This is a genomic window from Pseudomonas sp. LBUM1676 (assembly GCF_059695605.1).
Genome location: NZ_CP166777.1, coordinates 3,832,603 through 3,849,263, shown reverse-complemented (window position 1 = coordinate 3,849,263; position 16,661 = coordinate 3,832,603). Strand labels below are relative to the sequence as shown.

The 16,661-nt window shown below is 57.6% G+C and carries 10 protein-coding genes; 5 read left to right on the top strand and 5 right to left on the bottom strand.

Annotated elements, in window-relative coordinates; all coding sequences use genetic code 11:
- The first annotated feature begins 124 nt into the window (after positions 1-124).
- The 3 genes from ACA041_RS17750 to ACA041_RS17740 all read left to right on the top strand — a co-directional run bounded on the left by ACA041_RS17750 (position 125) and on the right by ACA041_RS17740 (position 6,888).
- A complete protein-coding gene (locus tag ACA041_RS17750) occupies positions 125-4,969 on the top strand; it encodes a dermonecrotic toxin domain-containing protein (RefSeq protein WP_497434809.1) in 4,845 nt (1,614 codons plus the stop codon).
- 245 nt (positions 4,970-5,214) lie between these two features.
- Positions 5,215-6,432, top strand: coding sequence for a leucine-rich repeat domain-containing protein (locus tag ACA041_RS17745; protein WP_497434806.1), 1,218 nt, complete (start codon positions 5,215-5,217; stop codon positions 6,430-6,432).
- Between the two features lie 147 nt (positions 6,433-6,579).
- Positions 6,580-6,888 (top strand): hypothetical protein, encoded by a 309-nt coding sequence (locus ACA041_RS17740; RefSeq protein WP_497434804.1) that lies wholly within the window; start codon positions 6,580-6,582, stop codon positions 6,886-6,888.
- Positions 6,889-6,947: 59 nt separating this feature from the next.
- Here ACA041_RS17740 and ACA041_RS17735 read toward each other — a convergent pair whose 3' ends face one another.
- Positions 6,948-7,442 carry a DUF934 domain-containing protein gene (locus ACA041_RS17735; RefSeq protein WP_497434802.1) on the bottom strand — a complete coding sequence of 165 codons (495 nt, stop codon included), beginning with the start codon at positions 7,440-7,442 and terminating at the stop codon, positions 6,948-6,950.
- Positions 7,426-9,084, bottom strand: a complete 1,659-nt coding sequence (locus ACA041_RS17730) for a nitrite/sulfite reductase (RefSeq protein ID WP_497434799.1) — start codon at positions 9,082-9,084, stop codon at positions 7,426-7,428. Before ACA041_RS17730 ends, ACA041_RS17735 begins: the two co-directional genes overlap by 17 nt.
- Before the next feature lie 522 nt (positions 9,085-9,606).
- Between ACA041_RS17730 and ACA041_RS17725 the strand changes: the two genes are divergently transcribed.
- Positions 9,607-10,692, top strand: a complete 1,086-nt coding sequence (locus ACA041_RS17725; RefSeq protein WP_497434797.1) for an ABC transporter substrate-binding protein — start codon at positions 9,607-9,609, stop codon at positions 10,690-10,692.
- A gap of 22 nt (positions 10,693-10,714) precedes the next feature.
- Here ACA041_RS17725 and ACA041_RS17720 read toward each other — a convergent pair whose 3' ends face one another.
- Positions 10,715-10,936 (bottom strand): DUF2970 domain-containing protein, encoded by a 222-nt coding sequence (locus tag ACA041_RS17720; protein ID WP_497434793.1) that lies wholly within the window; start codon positions 10,934-10,936, stop codon positions 10,715-10,717.
- A gap of 171 nt (positions 10,937-11,107) precedes the next feature.
- On the bottom strand, positions 11,108-14,818 hold the full coding sequence (gene metH / locus ACA041_RS17715; RefSeq protein ID WP_497434786.1) for a methionine synthase: 3,711 nt from the start codon (positions 14,816-14,818) through the stop codon (positions 11,108-11,110).
- Between the two features lie 324 nt (positions 14,819-15,142).
- Between metH and nfuA the strand changes: the two genes are divergently transcribed.
- A complete protein-coding gene (nfuA, locus tag ACA041_RS17710) occupies positions 15,143-15,727 on the top strand; it encodes a Fe-S biogenesis protein NfuA (protein WP_497434781.1) in 585 nt (194 codons plus the stop codon).
- Between the two features lie 153 nt (positions 15,728-15,880).
- Here the strand turns inward: nfuA and cobM are convergent, their stop codons facing one another.
- Positions 15,881-16,627 (bottom strand): precorrin-4 C(11)-methyltransferase, encoded by a 747-nt coding sequence (cobM, locus tag ACA041_RS17705; RefSeq protein WP_497434775.1) that lies wholly within the window; start codon positions 16,625-16,627, stop codon positions 15,881-15,883.
- Positions 16,628-16,661: the final 34 nt, after the last annotated feature.

The following is a 16,661-nucleotide window of genomic DNA, read 5'->3' as shown; positions in this document are numbered from 1 at the left end:
ATATATAGTTTCCAGCGTTGTAATGTTGTTGGTTAAGCCTGCCCGGTGATCGGTTATTTGAAATTTTATGAAAAGGCGTTCAGCGTTAATCTGATTATTCCAATCAGTTTTAAGGTTGCACGACATGACGGTAGAATCCGATAACACCCCAGTGGTGGCCATGACACCCGAACAACAGGGCATATTCTTCCCCCTTATCAAACAACAGGCACCCTCCTGGTTGCTTGAGTCTTCCACGCAAGTCCGTGGTGCCCTGCGTAATAGTCTGATAGCCAGTTACCAGTCCAGAGAGGCAGTCGCGGCCGCTTTAAGCGAGTTGAAATCACCTGAAAGATTTTGCGGACCTTTGCTGGCCAAGGCCATGTCAGACACGTTGCGCAGATCGTTTAAAATAGACGGGGTGATTTTTCAACATATACGCTCGACGTCAAGCTTGCTTGGGTTGAGGAGAAAGCTCGTCAAGCCGATCGATCGGGAACTGTTGATGGCAGCGTGCGAGAACTTCGAATCCAGCGAAACGGCCCCAGGTAACTATGACGACAATTCATTTATATATGTTCCAAAGAAAATCAGTGGCCGGCCCGATGAAATCCTGTCACTCAAGCCTCATGAGTTTGCACAACTTTGTCGAAAGCTGGACATGGGTAAGCAGTATCAGGACCACCTCAAGGCCCTGCTGGGCGATCAACCGTTGCGTGATAAATATATAGCTTACGCAAAAGACCGATTTGAAGTCGATATGCATATCGCTTTCATGAAAAAGCACATCGGCGCTGATGTTTATTCAATGCTGAAATCGGTTAAAGACTCTGCGCCATTGAACAAGCTGGGTAATAACACGCTGGGTTATCAAGGGCTGGAGTTGCTGGAGGTAAAACTGCATGGTGCACTTTTTATCGGCCCAGTCAGTGTACATGCAGACAATGATTACCGATGCGTGGTGTATCTGCCGGGTGATCCGTCGCACCCTCTGAAGGAATACGCATCGTTTAAAAAGTTTGAATCAGAACTGAGTAAACGTCTGCGAACAGCCGATTTTCGCAGGTTTTTCATGCGTTTCATCTTGCTCAGCGACCGACCCGGTTTTCACACGGCGCTGGATACACGTCTATTGTCTCGAAAAACGCCGCCACTTCCTCAAGACAGTATCTACGTACCGGTTGAAGGGTTCGATCTGGAGGATGATGTGTTCCTGACCCTGTTTCAGCAGTGTTCAGCACACGTCATCGCTGATGCGCGATTGCTGGTGGTGCCCACGGATGACGAGGACGAAAAAACGCGCCTGGACAGGCAGGAGACCTATAAAACCATCGGCTTCAATGCGCTGCTGTTTTTCTCCTCATTCGTTCCGGTCGTGGGTGAAGTGATGTTTGCCGTTGCCGGGCTTCAGTTGCTGACAGAAGTTTACGAAGGCATCGACAGCTGGACCCAGGGGGAGCAGGAGCAAGCCACGGACTATCTGTTCGACGTCATCGAAAACCTGATTCTGATGGCGGCATTTGCCGGCGCCGGCGCGGGGGTGCGCAAAGGGTTCAGGACGATCAAATCTTCTAATTTTATCGGTCGATTGCGATCAGTCCCGGTAGGGTCTGGTTCCGTACGGTTATGGAAACCTGATCTGAAAGCCTATCGGCAGGTTGCAACAGTGCCGCGCGAACTCCCTGTAGATGATCAAGGGCTCGTGAAGTGGCGCGAGCGTCAATACCTGCGAACAGGGACGGATACCTATGCCATGCGCCCAATGCAGGGCACCGGTTTGTGGGAGATCGAGCATCCTGTCACGCCTGAACGTTATTCACCGGTGCTGGAAACCAACGGCGCAGGTGCCTGGCGGCACGATTGCGAACTGCCGCAGAAATGGGATCTGCTGACGTTGTTTCGACGCCTTGGCTATCGCGAGGAAGAATTTTCGGACATTGAAGGATCACAGATTCTCGCCGGTAGCGGCATCGACGAACAGCAATTGCGGCAGCTCTACCTGGACCGTAGCAAGCCCATGGCTACGCTGGTGGACACCGTTCGGCGCTTTCGCGCGGACAAGGCCGTCAGCCGCTTCATAGATCAAATGCGCGTGCCGTCAACTGCGCCGCAGGCTGACGCCGACCTGCAGTTGCATCTGCTGACAGCTGTGGACCAATGGCCCAAGGACGCGAGCGTAAGCGTTACCGATATTGTCGGGGGTGAAGTCAGGCGTTACGGAGCCGCTTCGGCTTCCCGGCAAATAAAAATCCCAGAGGACCTGTTAGGCAAAGGACAGTTTTATCCAGTCCTGCTCAAAGCACTTGCCACGCAAGAGCGCACCAGCTTGCTTGGATTGACGGCGACGGACGAAACGCTTCAGGCACGGGCCCTGGGCAAAATGATTGCCGATCAATCGGCACTCAAGAAGTTGGCGCTTTTTGCTCGGGTCTATCAGCGCTCTAACGTTATCACGCAGACAAAGGCCGCACCTGTGCTGGAGCAGTTTGCGGAACTGCCGGCCAGCGTCGCCGACGAGTTGGTGCAGCATGCCGATATCAGCGAAGGAGCGGAGCTTGAAGACGCAACAGTGCCACTGCGACTGGCCGAAGAAGCGCGCAGGTATGCGCAAGTGGTGCGCCTGAACCGGGCCTATGAAGGGCTTTACCTGGATGCCGCCAGCGGATTGGACACCGACCGTTTGGTGCTCAATACCCTCAAGCATTTGCCGGGCTGGCCAAACGATGTGTTTGTCGAGATCACGGAATGGGCCGTGCATCCGGAGGAAAAGGCCAGCCTTGGTACAAACAACTCGGAGCACAAGCTTTTTATCGAAGCTTACCCTGACCGTTTTAAAGCGTCTGATGCCAATGGCAAGGTGTTGTCCACGCACCGGAAGCGCACCCGCGAACATTTTTTTCAGACACTCTGGGAGGGCTTGCCAGTCAGTGCCCGCAAAGCGCTGGGGGTCGAAGCGAACGATGCCGGCGCGGCGTTGAGGAAAAAAATCACCACGCTGGCACTGCAGCGCCGAAGAGCCATCGCCCAAGCCATCGGTATCGAGGCGGTGCGCGTCGGTTATCGCTCGCCCATGGGCCTGGCCGATCGGTTGGCCGAAAGTACTCCCTTGCTGGGGCTACCGCCTTCGAGCGGAACTTCAGCCCGCTCGCCGGAGGTGATGCAGCGTGCCCAGGAACACTATCCGTCTCATTCAAAGGAGCAGATCGAGCGGTTTCTCACAACATTGCCGACCGACGAAGTCCTGGCCATCAGGGCACTTGAAAGTCTGCGACTGGAAATTCAGACCATCCGTTATGCGCTGGAGCGCTGGGTCAATCGCGAGACCCACTATCAGGAGGGCGATGGACCCAGGCTCAAGGTGCCCAAAATCAGCAAGGAACGGGCCGCTCATGCCATTTTGCGTGCCTGGCACAAGGAGGCCGGATTCATGCCTGATACACCGCAAATGCTTTACAGCCTGAGTGTCGAGGCACAACCGCTGGGGGAACTGCCAGTGATGGTCGGCAATTTCGGCCATATCGGTACGCTTGAGATGGACAAAGTGGGGACCAGTGCGGGGTTGAGCGCGTTTCTGCACAATTTCACCAACCTTCGTACATTGAGCCTGACTGGCAATCAGCTGACCCGAATTCCCCAGGCGATCGCAGCCATGCCAAGCCTGAAACACCTGGACTTGAGCGATAACCGTATTTATCTGACGCCGGAATCGGTCAAGTTGCTGAGCGAAAGGGATCATCTGCACAGCCTTAACTTGAGCTTTAATCCGGCTCTTGGGCGGACGCCAACCGTTATGGGCCTGCAGAAATTACAACATCTGGCATTGCGCGGTGCCGGGCTTGTCGATTGGCCGATCGGGGTAAACGATCTTTCCGAGCTGCAGAGGCTGGATTTGCGCGACAACCTCATCGCACAAGTCCCGGAGACGGTTTTCAAGGCTCGGGCGGCGTTAAACCGCGGCACCAACGTTGATGGCAACCCACTGTCAGCGTCGAGCTTGCGGGAGATTGCCGCCTATCAACAATCCAGTGGCATCAATCTGGGCGTGCACGCCGCTGATTACCGTCAGGCTGCGGTAGTGCAACCGGATTTGGCGAGACACGGCTCAATCTGGATGAGCGGCCTGACCGATGCTGAGTTGGCCAGCAAACAAACGCTGTGGAACTCATTGTCGGTTTACCCCAGATCCAGGGATTTCTTCCATCTGCTTGCCCAACTGCACGACACCGCGGATTTCAACCTGCTTCAAGTCGACTTGAGTCGGCGTGTATGGGGCGTGCTGGAAGCTGCCGGCGAAGATGACGCGTTGCGCCGTGTGCTGTTTCGAATGGCTAGAGTCGGGCGAGTCAGTGCCGAGGACGCTCCGGGGCTATTTAGCGATATAGAGGTGAGGGTCTTGTATTTTCGAGCCGTGCTTGCGGCACGCACTGGAAATCGTACGCTCGAAGGAGAGCTGGTCCGATTGATGAGAGGCCTGTTTCGACTGCAGGAGGTGGAGCGGCTCGCCATGATCGAGATCGGTCGTCGCACTGTTTCCGGATCGTTCAGTCATGCACAGGCGCAGGAACTGAGCCTGATCTACCGTGTGCGGCTCGCGCAGCGCCTGGAGCTGCCTGCCCAACCCAGAGAAATGAATTTCGTACGCGATGTTGACGTTACCCCCGAACAGCTTGAGGACGAGTATCGCCAGGTAGTCAACGCTGAAGCTACCGAGTCGTTACTGGCCTCGATCCATAATCGGGGGTTTTGGTACGAGTACCTGGTGGCGACCTACCAGGGCGAGTTCAGCGCTATTTCCCAACGCAGTGCTCAAGCCCTTGCACAACTGGAGTCGCAGGTGAACCTGTCGCCTGCAACCGCTGCCCAACGTACGAAGGCGATCATCGAAAATTTCAAGAACGAGAACGTACAACTGGTCGAGCGCCTGACCTCTGAAGCCTTGACGAGACATCCAGGACCGACGCTGCCCGCCGATGAGGTCCCTGAATCCTGAGTCGTTGTACGCATCATCAATCTTGACTGAAGGCAACGAAACCGGGTCAAGCCCGGTTTCGTCATTCCTGGCGGCGTCTTTCTTTTTGCATTGAAGATTTTTCCGATCGGGTTCCAGACTTTTTCCTGCTTTTCAATCGTCCGTGGAGGGTTAGTGTAAAGGCCTCGATCAACGGCAATGGAATGCACCATGAATGAGTTCCCTCATGATGAAATCGCTGGCCCTCAACCGACGACGTCGAAGACATGGACTTACCTTTTCTCGCCGCCGGTGACATTGCAGCGCAGGGTCTCGATGATGTGCAAATCGAGGCGCGTAACCTGGCATTGCTGCATGACACGATTCAAGTCGAACGCGATACCAGGGCTGAATTGGCCGATGAAATGATTGCCATCTGGCAAAAACGTGCCCCGCAGGAAGACAGTCATTATTCAGGCAGTCACTTGAACGGCTTCACTATGAACATGAATTTCGAGGATTTCCACCGGTTACCCGCGCTGAATGTTCGTCTCGACGACGTGATCGAGTTGTCGATGCGACATTTTCATTTGTTCGAGCGAGAAACCCTGAACGATTTTCTCGAATCGTTTCCCAACCTGCGAACCTTGAATCTGGAAGGTACCGACCTTCGACTTTCCGATAACGACGGGAACCTGGTAAGCGCTGTGCCCCCGCAGATTTCCCGAATGCGCCATCTCGCCTGGTTGAATCTCAGTGCCACCGAAACGACATTCACGGAGGCGACAGCCTCGCGACTCAGGGAGCTGACCCGGCTGCAACATCTGGATTTGAGCGAAAACCCGCTGGTCGTCCCTCCATTGGTGCTGGGAATGAACGAGTTGCGCTGGCTCGACCTGAGGAACACCCGCATCACTTCATGCCCCATCGGGATCATGGATCAGCCGTACCTGGACCGGCTGGATTTGAGCAATAACCAGATCATCCGGGTGCCGCCGGCCGTGGTGAACCAGGCCATCAGCCGTGACCGCGTGCTGCTGCAGGGCAATCCGTTGAGTGACGAGGACACGCTGCTGCGTCTGGTGGAACATCGCAATCGAACGGGGATCAACCTGTGGTTGAGTTCGCCTGGCCCAGACTACGGCGAGGTTATCGAGTGGTTACGTGAAGGCAACGATGAGCAACGGCAAGCCAGGCAATTGATCTGGCAGCGGTTGGCAGCCAGACCCCTTGGCCCGCGCTTTTTGAGAATCATGGACGGTCTGAGTTTGACCGCGGATTTTCGGGTGGATTACTTGACGCTTCAGGCGAGGGTCTGGCGACTGCTGGGTGAAGCGGATGCTTCAGAGCAATTGTGGACGCAATTGGTCCAGGATGTCGAAGTGGCCGAGGTCGATGCTGATAATCCGTTTGCCATTTTCACGGTGCTGGAGAATCGAGCGAGGCTTTACAGCGATTGGGTGACCATGGGCCGACCGTTTCCGATCGAAGCGGGCCAACCGTAACAATCGCTTGTTGCAGGGCTGGTTACCGTGAGGGGCGGGACGTTCCGGGGCCGGCATCTAAACATTTTGTACTTATAAAGCAGATTTATTTGCCGAAAGTATTGTTTAGACTTTGGCTTACCTAAACAGCAGCAAGGATGTTGCACCATGGAAGACAGTAGCAAGTATTTTGGCAATCCCCACGATCATGCTCTCTTTGTAAAAATGTTGCCCGAGAAGAGTATGTTCCTTATTGATGAAAGAACAGGCACAGATCTTAAGGTTGTTTATCGCTCCAGGGATAACGAGATAGAGCGGGCATTTATCGGCCGCCATCAAGCGAGTCAGTGGAAGCCGGAGTTCAAGGTTTTTATCGAGGGTGACTACTGGGGAAATTTGAATGGTAAGTTATTTGATGATATTCCCGCTTTGGCCCACGCTCTAAAAAAAAGAGGTCTGACGCAAGTTGAGTTTTGACAGGGCGTTACAAACGATAAAGCCTTGACCCCGTGTGGGGTCAAGGCTTCTTTATGTTGTCAGCGGCGACGGAACAGCGGCAGCGGTTCGTCGGTGGCGGCCTGATAGGTCACCGAAAAATCCTTGAGACTATCCAGCGCTTCGTACGGGTCTTTGTCGGCGCGCAAGGCAAACGCATCGAAACCGCAGCGACGCAGATAAAACAGCTGATCGCGCAGCACATCGCCAATCGCCCGCAGTTCACCCTTGAAGCCATAACGGTCACGCAGCAGGCGCGCATTGGAGTAGTTGCGACCGTCGGTAAAGGCCGGAAAGTTCAGGGCGATGACCTGGAACTGATCCACGTCGTCACCGATTTCTTCAGCTTCTTCGTCGGCATCCAGCCACACACCCAGGCCGCCATCGCGGGCCTTGAGCATACGGCTGTGTTCGCGCCACAGCTGCAGCGGGACGATGTAGTCGTCGCAGTTGGTAATCTCGTCGATGTTGAAGTCCTTGGGCAGCAAGTGCCAGGTTTCGTCGACGACTTCGTTGTTCTTAATTATTCGCTGCATAGACGCGCTCCTTGAAGAGGTCGATGCCGATACGCTGATAGGTGTCGATGAAACGCTCGTCTTCGGTACGTTGTTCGATGTACACGTCGATCAGCTTTTCGATCACGTCAGGCATGGCTTCCTGGGCGAAGGACGGGCCGAGGATTTTACCCAGGCTGGCATCGCGGGTGCCGCTGCCACCCAGGGAAACCTGGTAGAACTCTTCGCCTTTCTTGTCCACCCCGAGGATGCCGATGTGGCCAACGTGGTGGTGACCACAGGCATTCATGCAACCGGAGATATTCAGGTCCAGCTCGCCGATGTCGAACAGGTAGTCCAGGTCGTCGAAACGACGCTGGATCGATTCGGCGATCGGGATCGACTTGGCGTTGGCCAGGGAGCAGAAATCGCCGCCCGGGCAGCAGATGATGTCGGTCAGCAAACCGATGTTAGGCGTGGCAAAACCTTGCTCGCGCAATTCGCCCCACATCTCGAACAACCGGCTTTGTTCCACGTCGGCCAGAATGATGTTCTGTTCGTGGGAAGTGCGCAGTTGACCGAAGCTGTAGCGATCGGCCAGATCGGCCACGGCGTCGAGCTGTTTGTCGGTGATGTCGCCCGGTGCAACGCCGGTCGGCTTCAGGGACAGGGTCACGGCGACATAACCCGGCTTCTTGTGCGCCAGGGTATTGCGGGTGCGCCAGCGGGCGAAACCCGGGTGTTCTTTGTCGAGGTCGGCCAGCGCCTGGGTCTGGTTATCCAGGGCCTTGTAGTCCGGATCAACGAAGTGTCTGGCGACGCGATGCACTTCGGCCTCGGTCAGCGTGGTCTGGCCACCGCGCAGGTGTTCCATTTCCGCTTCGACTTTTTGCGCAAAGACTTCAGGCGTCAGGGCCTTGACCAGGATCTTGATCCGCGCCTTGTATTTGTTGTCACGACGGCCGTAGCGGTTGTAGACCCGCAGGATGGCGTCGAGATAGCTCAACAGGTCCTGCCACGGCAGGAATTCGTTGATGAACGCACCCACTACCGGGGTACGGCCCAGACCGCCACCGACCAGCACGCGGAAGCCGATTTCGCCCGCGGCGTTATGCACCGCCTCAAGACCGATGTCATGGACTTCGATGGCGGCACGGTCGGACGTCGAACCATTGATCGCAATTTTGAACTTGCGCGGCAGGTAAGCGAATTCCGGGTGGAACGTCGTCCACTGGCGGACGATCTCGCACCATGGGCGCGGATCGATCAGCTCGTCGGCGGCGACACCGGCAAACTGGTCGGTGGTGACGTTGCGCAGGCAGTTGCCGCTGGTCTGGATCGCGTGCATCTGCACGGTCGCCAGCTCAGCGAGGATGTCCGGGATGTCTTCCAGCGCCGGCCAGTTGAACTGCACATTTTGCCGGGTGCTGATGTGGGCATAGCCCTTGTCATAGTCGCGGGCAATCCTGGCCATCATTCGCGTCTGGCGCGAAGTCAGCTGGCCGTAAGGCACCGCCACCCGCAACATCGGCGCAAAGCGCTGGATATAAAGCCCGTTCTGCAGGCGCAGAGGGCGGAATTCTTCTTCGCTCAGTTCGCCTGCCAGATAGCGTCGGGTCTGATCACGGAACTGCTTGACGCGGTCCTCGATGATCCGCTGATCGTACTCGTCGTATACGTACATATAAGTCCTGTTCTCAGGCTTGGGCCGGTCGGGTCCAGCTGCGTTTTTCGCTGACTGGAGAGTCCGATACTGCCTCGGCAATTCTGCGCGCACGGCCGCGCACTCCCAACGGAGCCGGGGCAAGATACCAGTTTGTAGTTATGCGCAAAAGTGATGTTTGAGTATATGCAAAGAACCAAACGGACTAATGAGAATCGTTGTTGCAAAGCCCCTGGTTGTGGTGAGGGCAATCATCGTCTTAACTGTGGTCGAGTCTTTATGCAATCACCGATAAAACCGACAAGAGGCGATGCAATGAGCAACCCTACCAAAGCCACAAAACCCGATAGCACGGTGGATGCCTGGGCGATTCTGTTCCTGATCATTCTGGTCGTGGGCACCGCGATCTACTGGGTCAGTCATCAATAACAGACCTCGTCCGGCTCCGTTCCGACGATTGTCGGACAATCAGCGGGATGAACGCCGCTGTGCCGAAATTCGCTGGCTATAATGCGTGGCGAATTTTCGGGGCTCGGGCGATCCATGTTGAAGTTTCTCTGTGGCGTAGTACTGGCGCTGGGCACGGTCATGGGACCTTGCGCCCAGGCAGCGTCCGTGTTGTTCCTGAATCCGGGAACTACCCAGGAAGCTTTCTGGGTCAGCTATTCGCAATTCATGCAGGCTGCGGCCAGGGACCTGGCCATGGATTTGCGCATCCAGTACGCCGACAGGGTAGTTGAAACCACCCTCGCGCAGGCTCGCGAAGCCCTGCTAGGGCCAGATCGGCCAGATTATCTGGTGTTCGTCAACGAACAGTACGTCGCGCCCGAAATCCTGCGCCTGGCGCAAGGCAGTGGCGTCAAGCTGTTCATGGTCAATAACGCGCTGACCCCGGACCAGATGAGCCTGCTCGACTCGCAGCCTGAAAAATACCCACAGTGGCTAGGCAGCCTGGTGCCCAACGACGAGGAGGGTGGCTACCTGATGCTCAAGGAGCTGATTCGCCTGCATCGCCCGGCCGCCCCCGGTCAGGTCATCGAACTGCTGGCTTTTTCCGGCTCGAAGGTCACGCCGGCGGCGCAGTTGCGGGAGAAGGGCATGATGCGTGCCTTGGCCGAACACCCTGAAGTGCGTTTGCGCCAGACGGCGCAGGGCGGCTGGACCCGGGATCGAGCCTATGAACAGGCCGGATTATTGTTCAAGCGCTATCCAGACGTGTCTCTGGTGTGGTCGGCCAATGATGAAATGGCCTTCGGGGTCATGCAAGCCTATACCGAAGCCGGCGGCAAACCTGGAAAGGACGCCCTGTTCGGCACCATCAACAACTCGCCTGCCGCATTGCAAGCGCTGCTGGACGGCCGCCTGAGCGTGCTCCTGGGCGGGCATTTCAGTCTGGGTGGCTGGGCGCTCGTGCAGTTGCATGACTACGAGCAGGGCGTGGATTTCGGACGGTACGGCGGACGTAACCGGCAGATTCCGTTGCTGCAGCTGATTGATCGGGCACAAGCCAGGCGCCTGCTGGCGCTGGGTGTCAGGCAGGATTACGGCGTGGATTTTCACAAGCTTTCGGCCAAGGGGCAACCGGCGTCGTATCGCTACCCGTTCAACCTGCAAACCCTGATGCACTGAGCCGTTCGCATAAAACCAGGCATCAAATCCCGGCCAGCAGCAGCACCAGCTTGACGATGCCGAACAGGGTCAGGGCGAATACCGCCGTGAACAGAATCCCCAGGATCACGAAGTGACTGGGCTTGCCGTGAGTGAAGTCACGGGCCCGGTTCTTTCCGCTCTGCACCCCGAATGCCGCGGCCATGACACTGTGCAGCATCTGCCAGAAGGTGGGCGGCTTGTTGTTGTCGACTGGATCGTCCATAAACCCCTCGTCACTTATGTGTGAAAAGTAAGCATAGACAATGTTGCAACGATCGTTCCCACGCAAATTCCGTAGGAGCGAGGCTTGCCCGCGAAGAACGATAACGCGATTTCCTGTAGGACCGAGGTGCCTTCTTCGCGGGCAAGCCTCGCTCCTACAGGGGGGCGCGTGTTAGTTATCGTAACCCAGGTTCGGCGCCAGCCAGCGTTCGGTCACGCTCAACTCTTGGCCCTTGCGCGACGTATAACTCTGCACCTGATCCTTGTCGATCTTGCCCACGGCGAAGTATTGCGCTTGCGGGTGAGCGAAGTACCAGCCGCTGACCGCTGCCGCCGGGAACATGGCGTAGTGCTCGGTGAGGAACACGCCGCTGCGGCCGGCTTTCATTTCCGAAGCTTGAGGGTCCAGCAACTTGAACAGCGTGGATTTCTCGGTGTGATCCGGGCACGCCGGGTAGCCCGGAGCAGGGCGGATGCCGGTGTATTGCTCTTTGATCAATGCCTCGTTGTCCAGCGTCTCGTCCTTGGCATAACCCCAGTGCTCTTTACGCACCTGCTGGTGCAACCATTCGGCACACGCCTCGGCCAGGCGGTCGGCGAGGGCCTTGACCATGATCGAGTTGTAGTCGTCGCCGGCCTCCTGATAGGCCTTGGCCACTTCTTCGGCACCGATCCCGGCCGTGGTGATGAAGCCGCCCACATAGTCGGTGACTTCGCTGTCCTTCGGCGCCACGAAGTCGGCCAGGGAGAAGTTCGGCTTGCCATCGGTCTTGATGATCTGCTGACGCAGGTGATGCAGCTTGGCCAACGGCTTGCCGTCATCGCCATAGAGTTCGATGTCGTCATCGCGCACCTGGTTGGCCGGCCAGAACCCGAACACCGCACGGGCACTGATGAGCTTTTCGTCAATCAGTTTGGCGAGCATTTCCTGGGCATCGGCGAACAGCGCAGTGGCGGCTTCACCGACCACTTCGTCCTGCAGAATGCGCGGGTACTTGCCGGCCAGATCCCAGGAGATAAAGAAAGGCGTCCAGTCGATGTATTCGGCCAGGACTTTCAGGTCGATGTTGTCCAACACCTTGGCACCGGTAAACGTCGGTTTGACCGGCTCGTAAGTGCTCCAGTCGAACTGCGGCTTCTTGGCGATCGCCGCCGGATAGCTCAGGCGTTCGGTGCGGGCACTGCGGTTGGCGGTGCGCTCGCGGACTTCGATGTATTCCAGGCGAGTCTTCTCGATGAACGCCGGCTTCAATTCCCTGGACAGCAACTGCGTCGCCACGCCCACGGCGCGGGAGGCATCCGTGACGTAGATCACCGCGTCGTTGCTGTACTTGGGCTCGATCTTCACCGCCGTATGCGCCTTGGAGGTGGTCGCGCCACCGATCATCAGCGGCAGGTGGAAGTCCTGGCGCTGCATCTCGCGCGCCACGTGGACCATTTCATCCAGCGACGGCGTGATCAGGCCCGACAAGCCAATGATGTCGCACTTCTGCTCCTTGGCCACTTGCAGGATTTTCTCCGCCGGCACCATCACGCCGAGGTCGACGATGTCATAGCCGTTACAGCCCAGCACCACGCCAACGATGTTCTTGCCGATGTCGTGCACGTCTCCTTTGACCGTGGCCATCAGGATCTTGCCCTTGGCTTCCGGCTTGTCGCCTTTTTCCAGTTCGATGAACGGGATCAAGTGAGCCACTGCCTGCTTCATCACGCGGGCGGACTTCACCACCTGCGGCAGGAACATTTTGCCGGCGCCGAACAGGTCGCCGACGATGTTCATGCCGGACATCAACGGGCCTTCGATCACTTCGATCGGGCGAGCGAACGACTGACGGGATTCTTCAGTGTCTTCAACAATGTGCGTGGTGATGCCCTTGACCAGTGCATGCTCCAGTCGCTTGTTGACGGGCCAGCCGCGCCACTCTTCGGTTTCGGCTTCCTTGACGCTTCCGTCACCCTTGTACTTGTCGGCAATGGCGAGGAGGGCGTCAGTGCCTTCCGGGGTGCGGTTGAGTACTACGTCTTCCACGGCGTCACGCAGTTCGACCGGGATCTGGTCGTAGATCTCCAGCTGACCGGCGTTGACGATACCCATGGTCAAGCCATTGCGGATCGCATACAGCAGGAACACCGAGTGAATCGCCTCGCGCACCGGGTTGTTGCCGCGGAACGAGAACGACACGTTGGACACGCCACCGGAGGTCAGCGCATACGGCAGTTCGTCGCGGATGTAGGCACAGGCGTTGATGAAGTCCACAGCGTAGTTGTTGTGTTCTTCGATGCCGGTGGCGATGGCGAAGATGTTCGGGTCGAAGATGATGTCTTCCGGCGGGAAGCCGACTTCGTTGACCAGAATGTCGTAGGAGCGTTTGCAGATTTCTTTCTTGCGCGCTTCGGTGTCGGCCTGGCCGGCTTCGTCGAAGGCCATCACCACCACGGCGGCGCCGTAGCGCTTGCACAGTTTGGCGTGATGAATGAACTGCTCGACGCCTTCTTTCATGCTGATGGAGTTGACGATGCCCTTGCCCTGGATGCACTTGAGGCCGGCTTCGATCACTTCCCATTTGGAGGAGTCGATCATGATCGGTACGCGGGAGATGTCCGGCTCACCGGCAATCAGATTGAGGAAGGTCACCATGGCCTTCTTCGAATCGAGCATCCCTTCGTCCATGTTGATGTCGATCACCTGGGCGCCGGCTTCGACCTGCTGCAGGGCGACTTCCAGGGCTTCGGTGTAGTTGTCTTCACGGATCAGGCGGGCGAACTTGGCTGAACCGGTGATGTTGGTCCGCTCGCCGACGTTGATGAACAACGAGTTGCGATCGATGGTGAACGGTTCCAGACCCGAAAGGCGGCAGGCCTTCGCAATGTCCGGGATTTCACGCGGCGCATAACCGGCCACGGCCTTGGCGATGGCTTCGATGTGCCCCGGCGTGGTGCCGCAGCAACCGCCGACGATGTTGAGGAAGCCGCTTTGGGCGAATTCCTCGATGACCCTGGCGGTTTCCACCGGCAGTTCGTCGTACTCGCCGAATTCGTTCGGCAGGCCGGCGTTCGGGTGCGCCGAGACGTAGGTGCCGGCCTTGTTCGACAGCTCTTCCAGGTACGGGCGCAGTTCGCTGGCGCCGAGGGCGCAGTTCAGGCCGACCGAGATCGGCTTGGCGTGGGCCACGGAGTTCCAGAACGCTTCGGTGGTCTGGCCGGAGAGCGTACGGCCGGAGGCATCGGTAATGGTGCCGGAGATCATGATCGGCAATTCGACCCCGAGCTCTTCGTAGACACCTTGCACGGCGAAGATCGCAGCCTTGGCGTTCAGGGTGTCGAAGATGGTTTCGATCAGGATCAGGTCGGCGCCGCCTTCGATCAGGCCCTTGGTGGCCTCGGTGTAGTTTTCCACAAGCTCATCGAAGGTTACGTTGCGATAGCCGGGGTTGTTCACGTCAGGCGACAGCGAGCAGGTACGGCTTGTAGGCCCGAGCACGCCGGCGACGAAGCGCGGCTTGTCCGGCGTCTCCAGGGTCTTGGCGTCGGCGACCTTGCGCGCCAGGCGGGCGCCTTCTACGTTTATCTCGTAGGCCAGGCCCTGCATGCCGTAATCGGCCTGGGACACCTGGGTGGCGTTGAAGGTGTTGGTTTCCAGAATGTCGGCGCCGGCATCCAGGTAGGCTTTTTCGATCGAGCCGATCACGTCCGGGCGTGTCAGCACCAACAGGTCGTTGTTGCCCTTGACGTCGCTGGGCCAGTCGACGAAGCGTTTACCGCGGTAATCCTGCTCCTCGAGCTTGTAGCTCTGGATCATCGTGCCCATACCGCCATCGAGAATCAGGATGCGCTCTTTGAGGGCGTGCTTGAGAGCTTGAAGGCGAACACTGCGATCGGACATTGGGACTACTCGGAAAGACCATGACGAAGGGGCGGAATGATAGCAAACCTGTGCGGTTTTGGAGCATGTTGCGGTTTTGCATGAATCTGGTTCATGTTGACGCGCCTGTAGGAGCGAGCTTGCTCGCGAAGGACATCAACGATAATGCGTATTGTCTGGCTACACGCGGTGCCTGACCATCCTTCGCGAGCAAGCTCGCTCCTACAGGGGGGGCGGGGTGTACAGAAGACCGTTGCCACTTCCGGAGTTTCCCGACAAAAATACTAGGACTTTGTCCGGCGCGATGATTGGCGTAAACTGCGCCCAAGCCTGCGAGGAGTTTCCATGACCGCTATTACCATTACCGACGCCGCCCACGATTACCTGGCTGATCTGCTCTCCAAGCAGAACACCCCGGGCATTGGCATCCGCGTTTTTATCACCCAGCCTGGCACCCAATACGCCGAAACCTGCATTGCCTACTGCAAGCCGGGCGAAGAAAAGCCTGAAGACACGGCAGTGGGGCTCAAAAGCTTCACCGCTTACATCGATTCGTTCAGCGAAGCCTTCCTGGATGATGCGGTAGTCGACTACGCCACCGACCGCATGGGCGGCCAGCTGACCATCAAGGCGCCAAACGCCAAAGTACCGATGGTCAACGCCGACAGTCCGATCAACGAGCGTATCAACTACTACCTGCAGACGGAGATCAACCCGGGGCTCGCGAGCCACGGCGGTCAGGTCAGCCTGATCGATGTGGTCGAGGACGGCATCGCCGTGCTGAAGTTCGGCGGCGGCTGCCAAGGTTGCGGCCAGGCGGACGTCACCCTGCGCGAAGGGATCGAGCGGACGTTGCTTGAGCGTATTCCTGAGTTGAAGGGTGTTCGCGACGTGACTGACCATACGCAGAAAGAAAACGCCTACTACTAAGGTGTTCGCTGCGAAATGAAAAAACGGCGCTGTGGTGAGGGAGCTTGCTCCCGCTCGATTGCGAAGCAATCGCAAAGCAGCTGATGCATTTTACCGTGATGAATGCGTTGGCTGATGTTGGGACCGCTCCGCGGTCCAGCGGGAGCAAGTGCTTCAGGGTCTGTAGAGATGCGCATGCCCGGCGCGATACAGCGACGACTCGCTGAAGTGATCGCTACCCAACACCCGACCCACCAGAATCAACGCCGTGCGCCGAAACCCCTTGGCTTCAACCTTCGCGGCAATATCCTCAAGCGTCCCCACCACCCAATCCTGATCCGGCCAGGTCGCCCGGTGAATCACCGCGATCGGACAGTCCGCGCCATAATGCGGCAGCAATTCGACCAGAATCTTCTGCAGATGATTGACCCCCAGATGGATCGCCATGGTCGCCCCGTGCTGCGCCAGGCTGCCGAGTTCTTCACCGGCGGGCATGACGGTCTTGTCGGCGTAGCGGGTCAGAATCACGCTCTGTGACACATCCGGCAAGGTCAATTCCGCACCCAACAGTGCCGCACAGGCCGCTGTCGCGGTCACACCGGGAATGATTTCAAAGGCAATGCCGAGTTCGCGCAGGTAGCGAATCTGCTCGCCGATGGCGCCATACAGGCTCGGGTCGCCGGAATGCACCCGGGCGACATCCTGGCCCTTGGCATGGGCGCTCCTGATCAGTTCGATGATCTGTTCCAGGTGCAGTTCGGCGCTGTTGATCACGTGTTCGGCCTGGTGGCCTTCGAGCACGGCAGCGGGCACCAGGGAGCCGGCATAGATGATCACCGGGCAGCTGCGGATCAGCCGCTGGCCTTTGACGGTGATCAGTTCCGGGTCGCCGGGACCCGCGCCAATGAAATAGACAGTCATCGTCGGTTCCTGTGAAAAAAGGCTTGGCAAGGCT

Excerpts from the sequence above, each read along its gene's own strand:
- ACA041_RS17750 (WP_497434809.1), top strand. The coding sequence starts at position 125 with ATGACGGTAGAATCCGATAACACCCCAGTGGTGGCCATGACACCCGAA.
- ACA041_RS17745 (WP_497434806.1), top strand. The coding sequence starts at position 5,215 with ATGGACTTACCTTTTCTCGCCGCCGGTGACATTGCAGCGCAGGGTCTC.
- ACA041_RS17740 (WP_497434804.1), top strand. The coding sequence starts at position 6,580 with ATGGAAGACAGTAGCAAGTATTTTGGCAATCCCCACGATCATGCTCTC.
- ACA041_RS17735 (WP_497434802.1), bottom strand. The coding sequence starts at position 7,442 with ATGCAGCGAATAATTAAGAACAACGAAGTCGTCGACGAAACCTGGCAC.
- ACA041_RS17730 (WP_497434799.1), bottom strand. The coding sequence starts at position 9,084 with ATGTACGTATACGACGAGTACGATCAGCGGATCATCGAGGACCGCGTC.
- ACA041_RS17725 (WP_497434797.1), top strand. The coding sequence starts at position 9,607 with ATGTTGAAGTTTCTCTGTGGCGTAGTACTGGCGCTGGGCACGGTCATG.
- ACA041_RS17720 (WP_497434793.1), bottom strand. The coding sequence starts at position 10,936 with ATGGACGATCCAGTCGACAACAACAAGCCGCCCACCTTCTGGCAGATG.
- metH (WP_497434786.1), bottom strand. The coding sequence starts at position 14,818 with ATGTCCGATCGCAGTGTTCGCCTTCAAGCTCTCAAGCACGCCCTCAAA.
- nfuA (WP_497434781.1), top strand. The coding sequence starts at position 15,143 with ATGACCGCTATTACCATTACCGACGCCGCCCACGATTACCTGGCTGAT.
- cobM (WP_497434775.1), bottom strand. The coding sequence starts at position 16,627 with ATGACTGTCTATTTCATTGGCGCGGGTCCCGGCGACCCGGAACTGATC.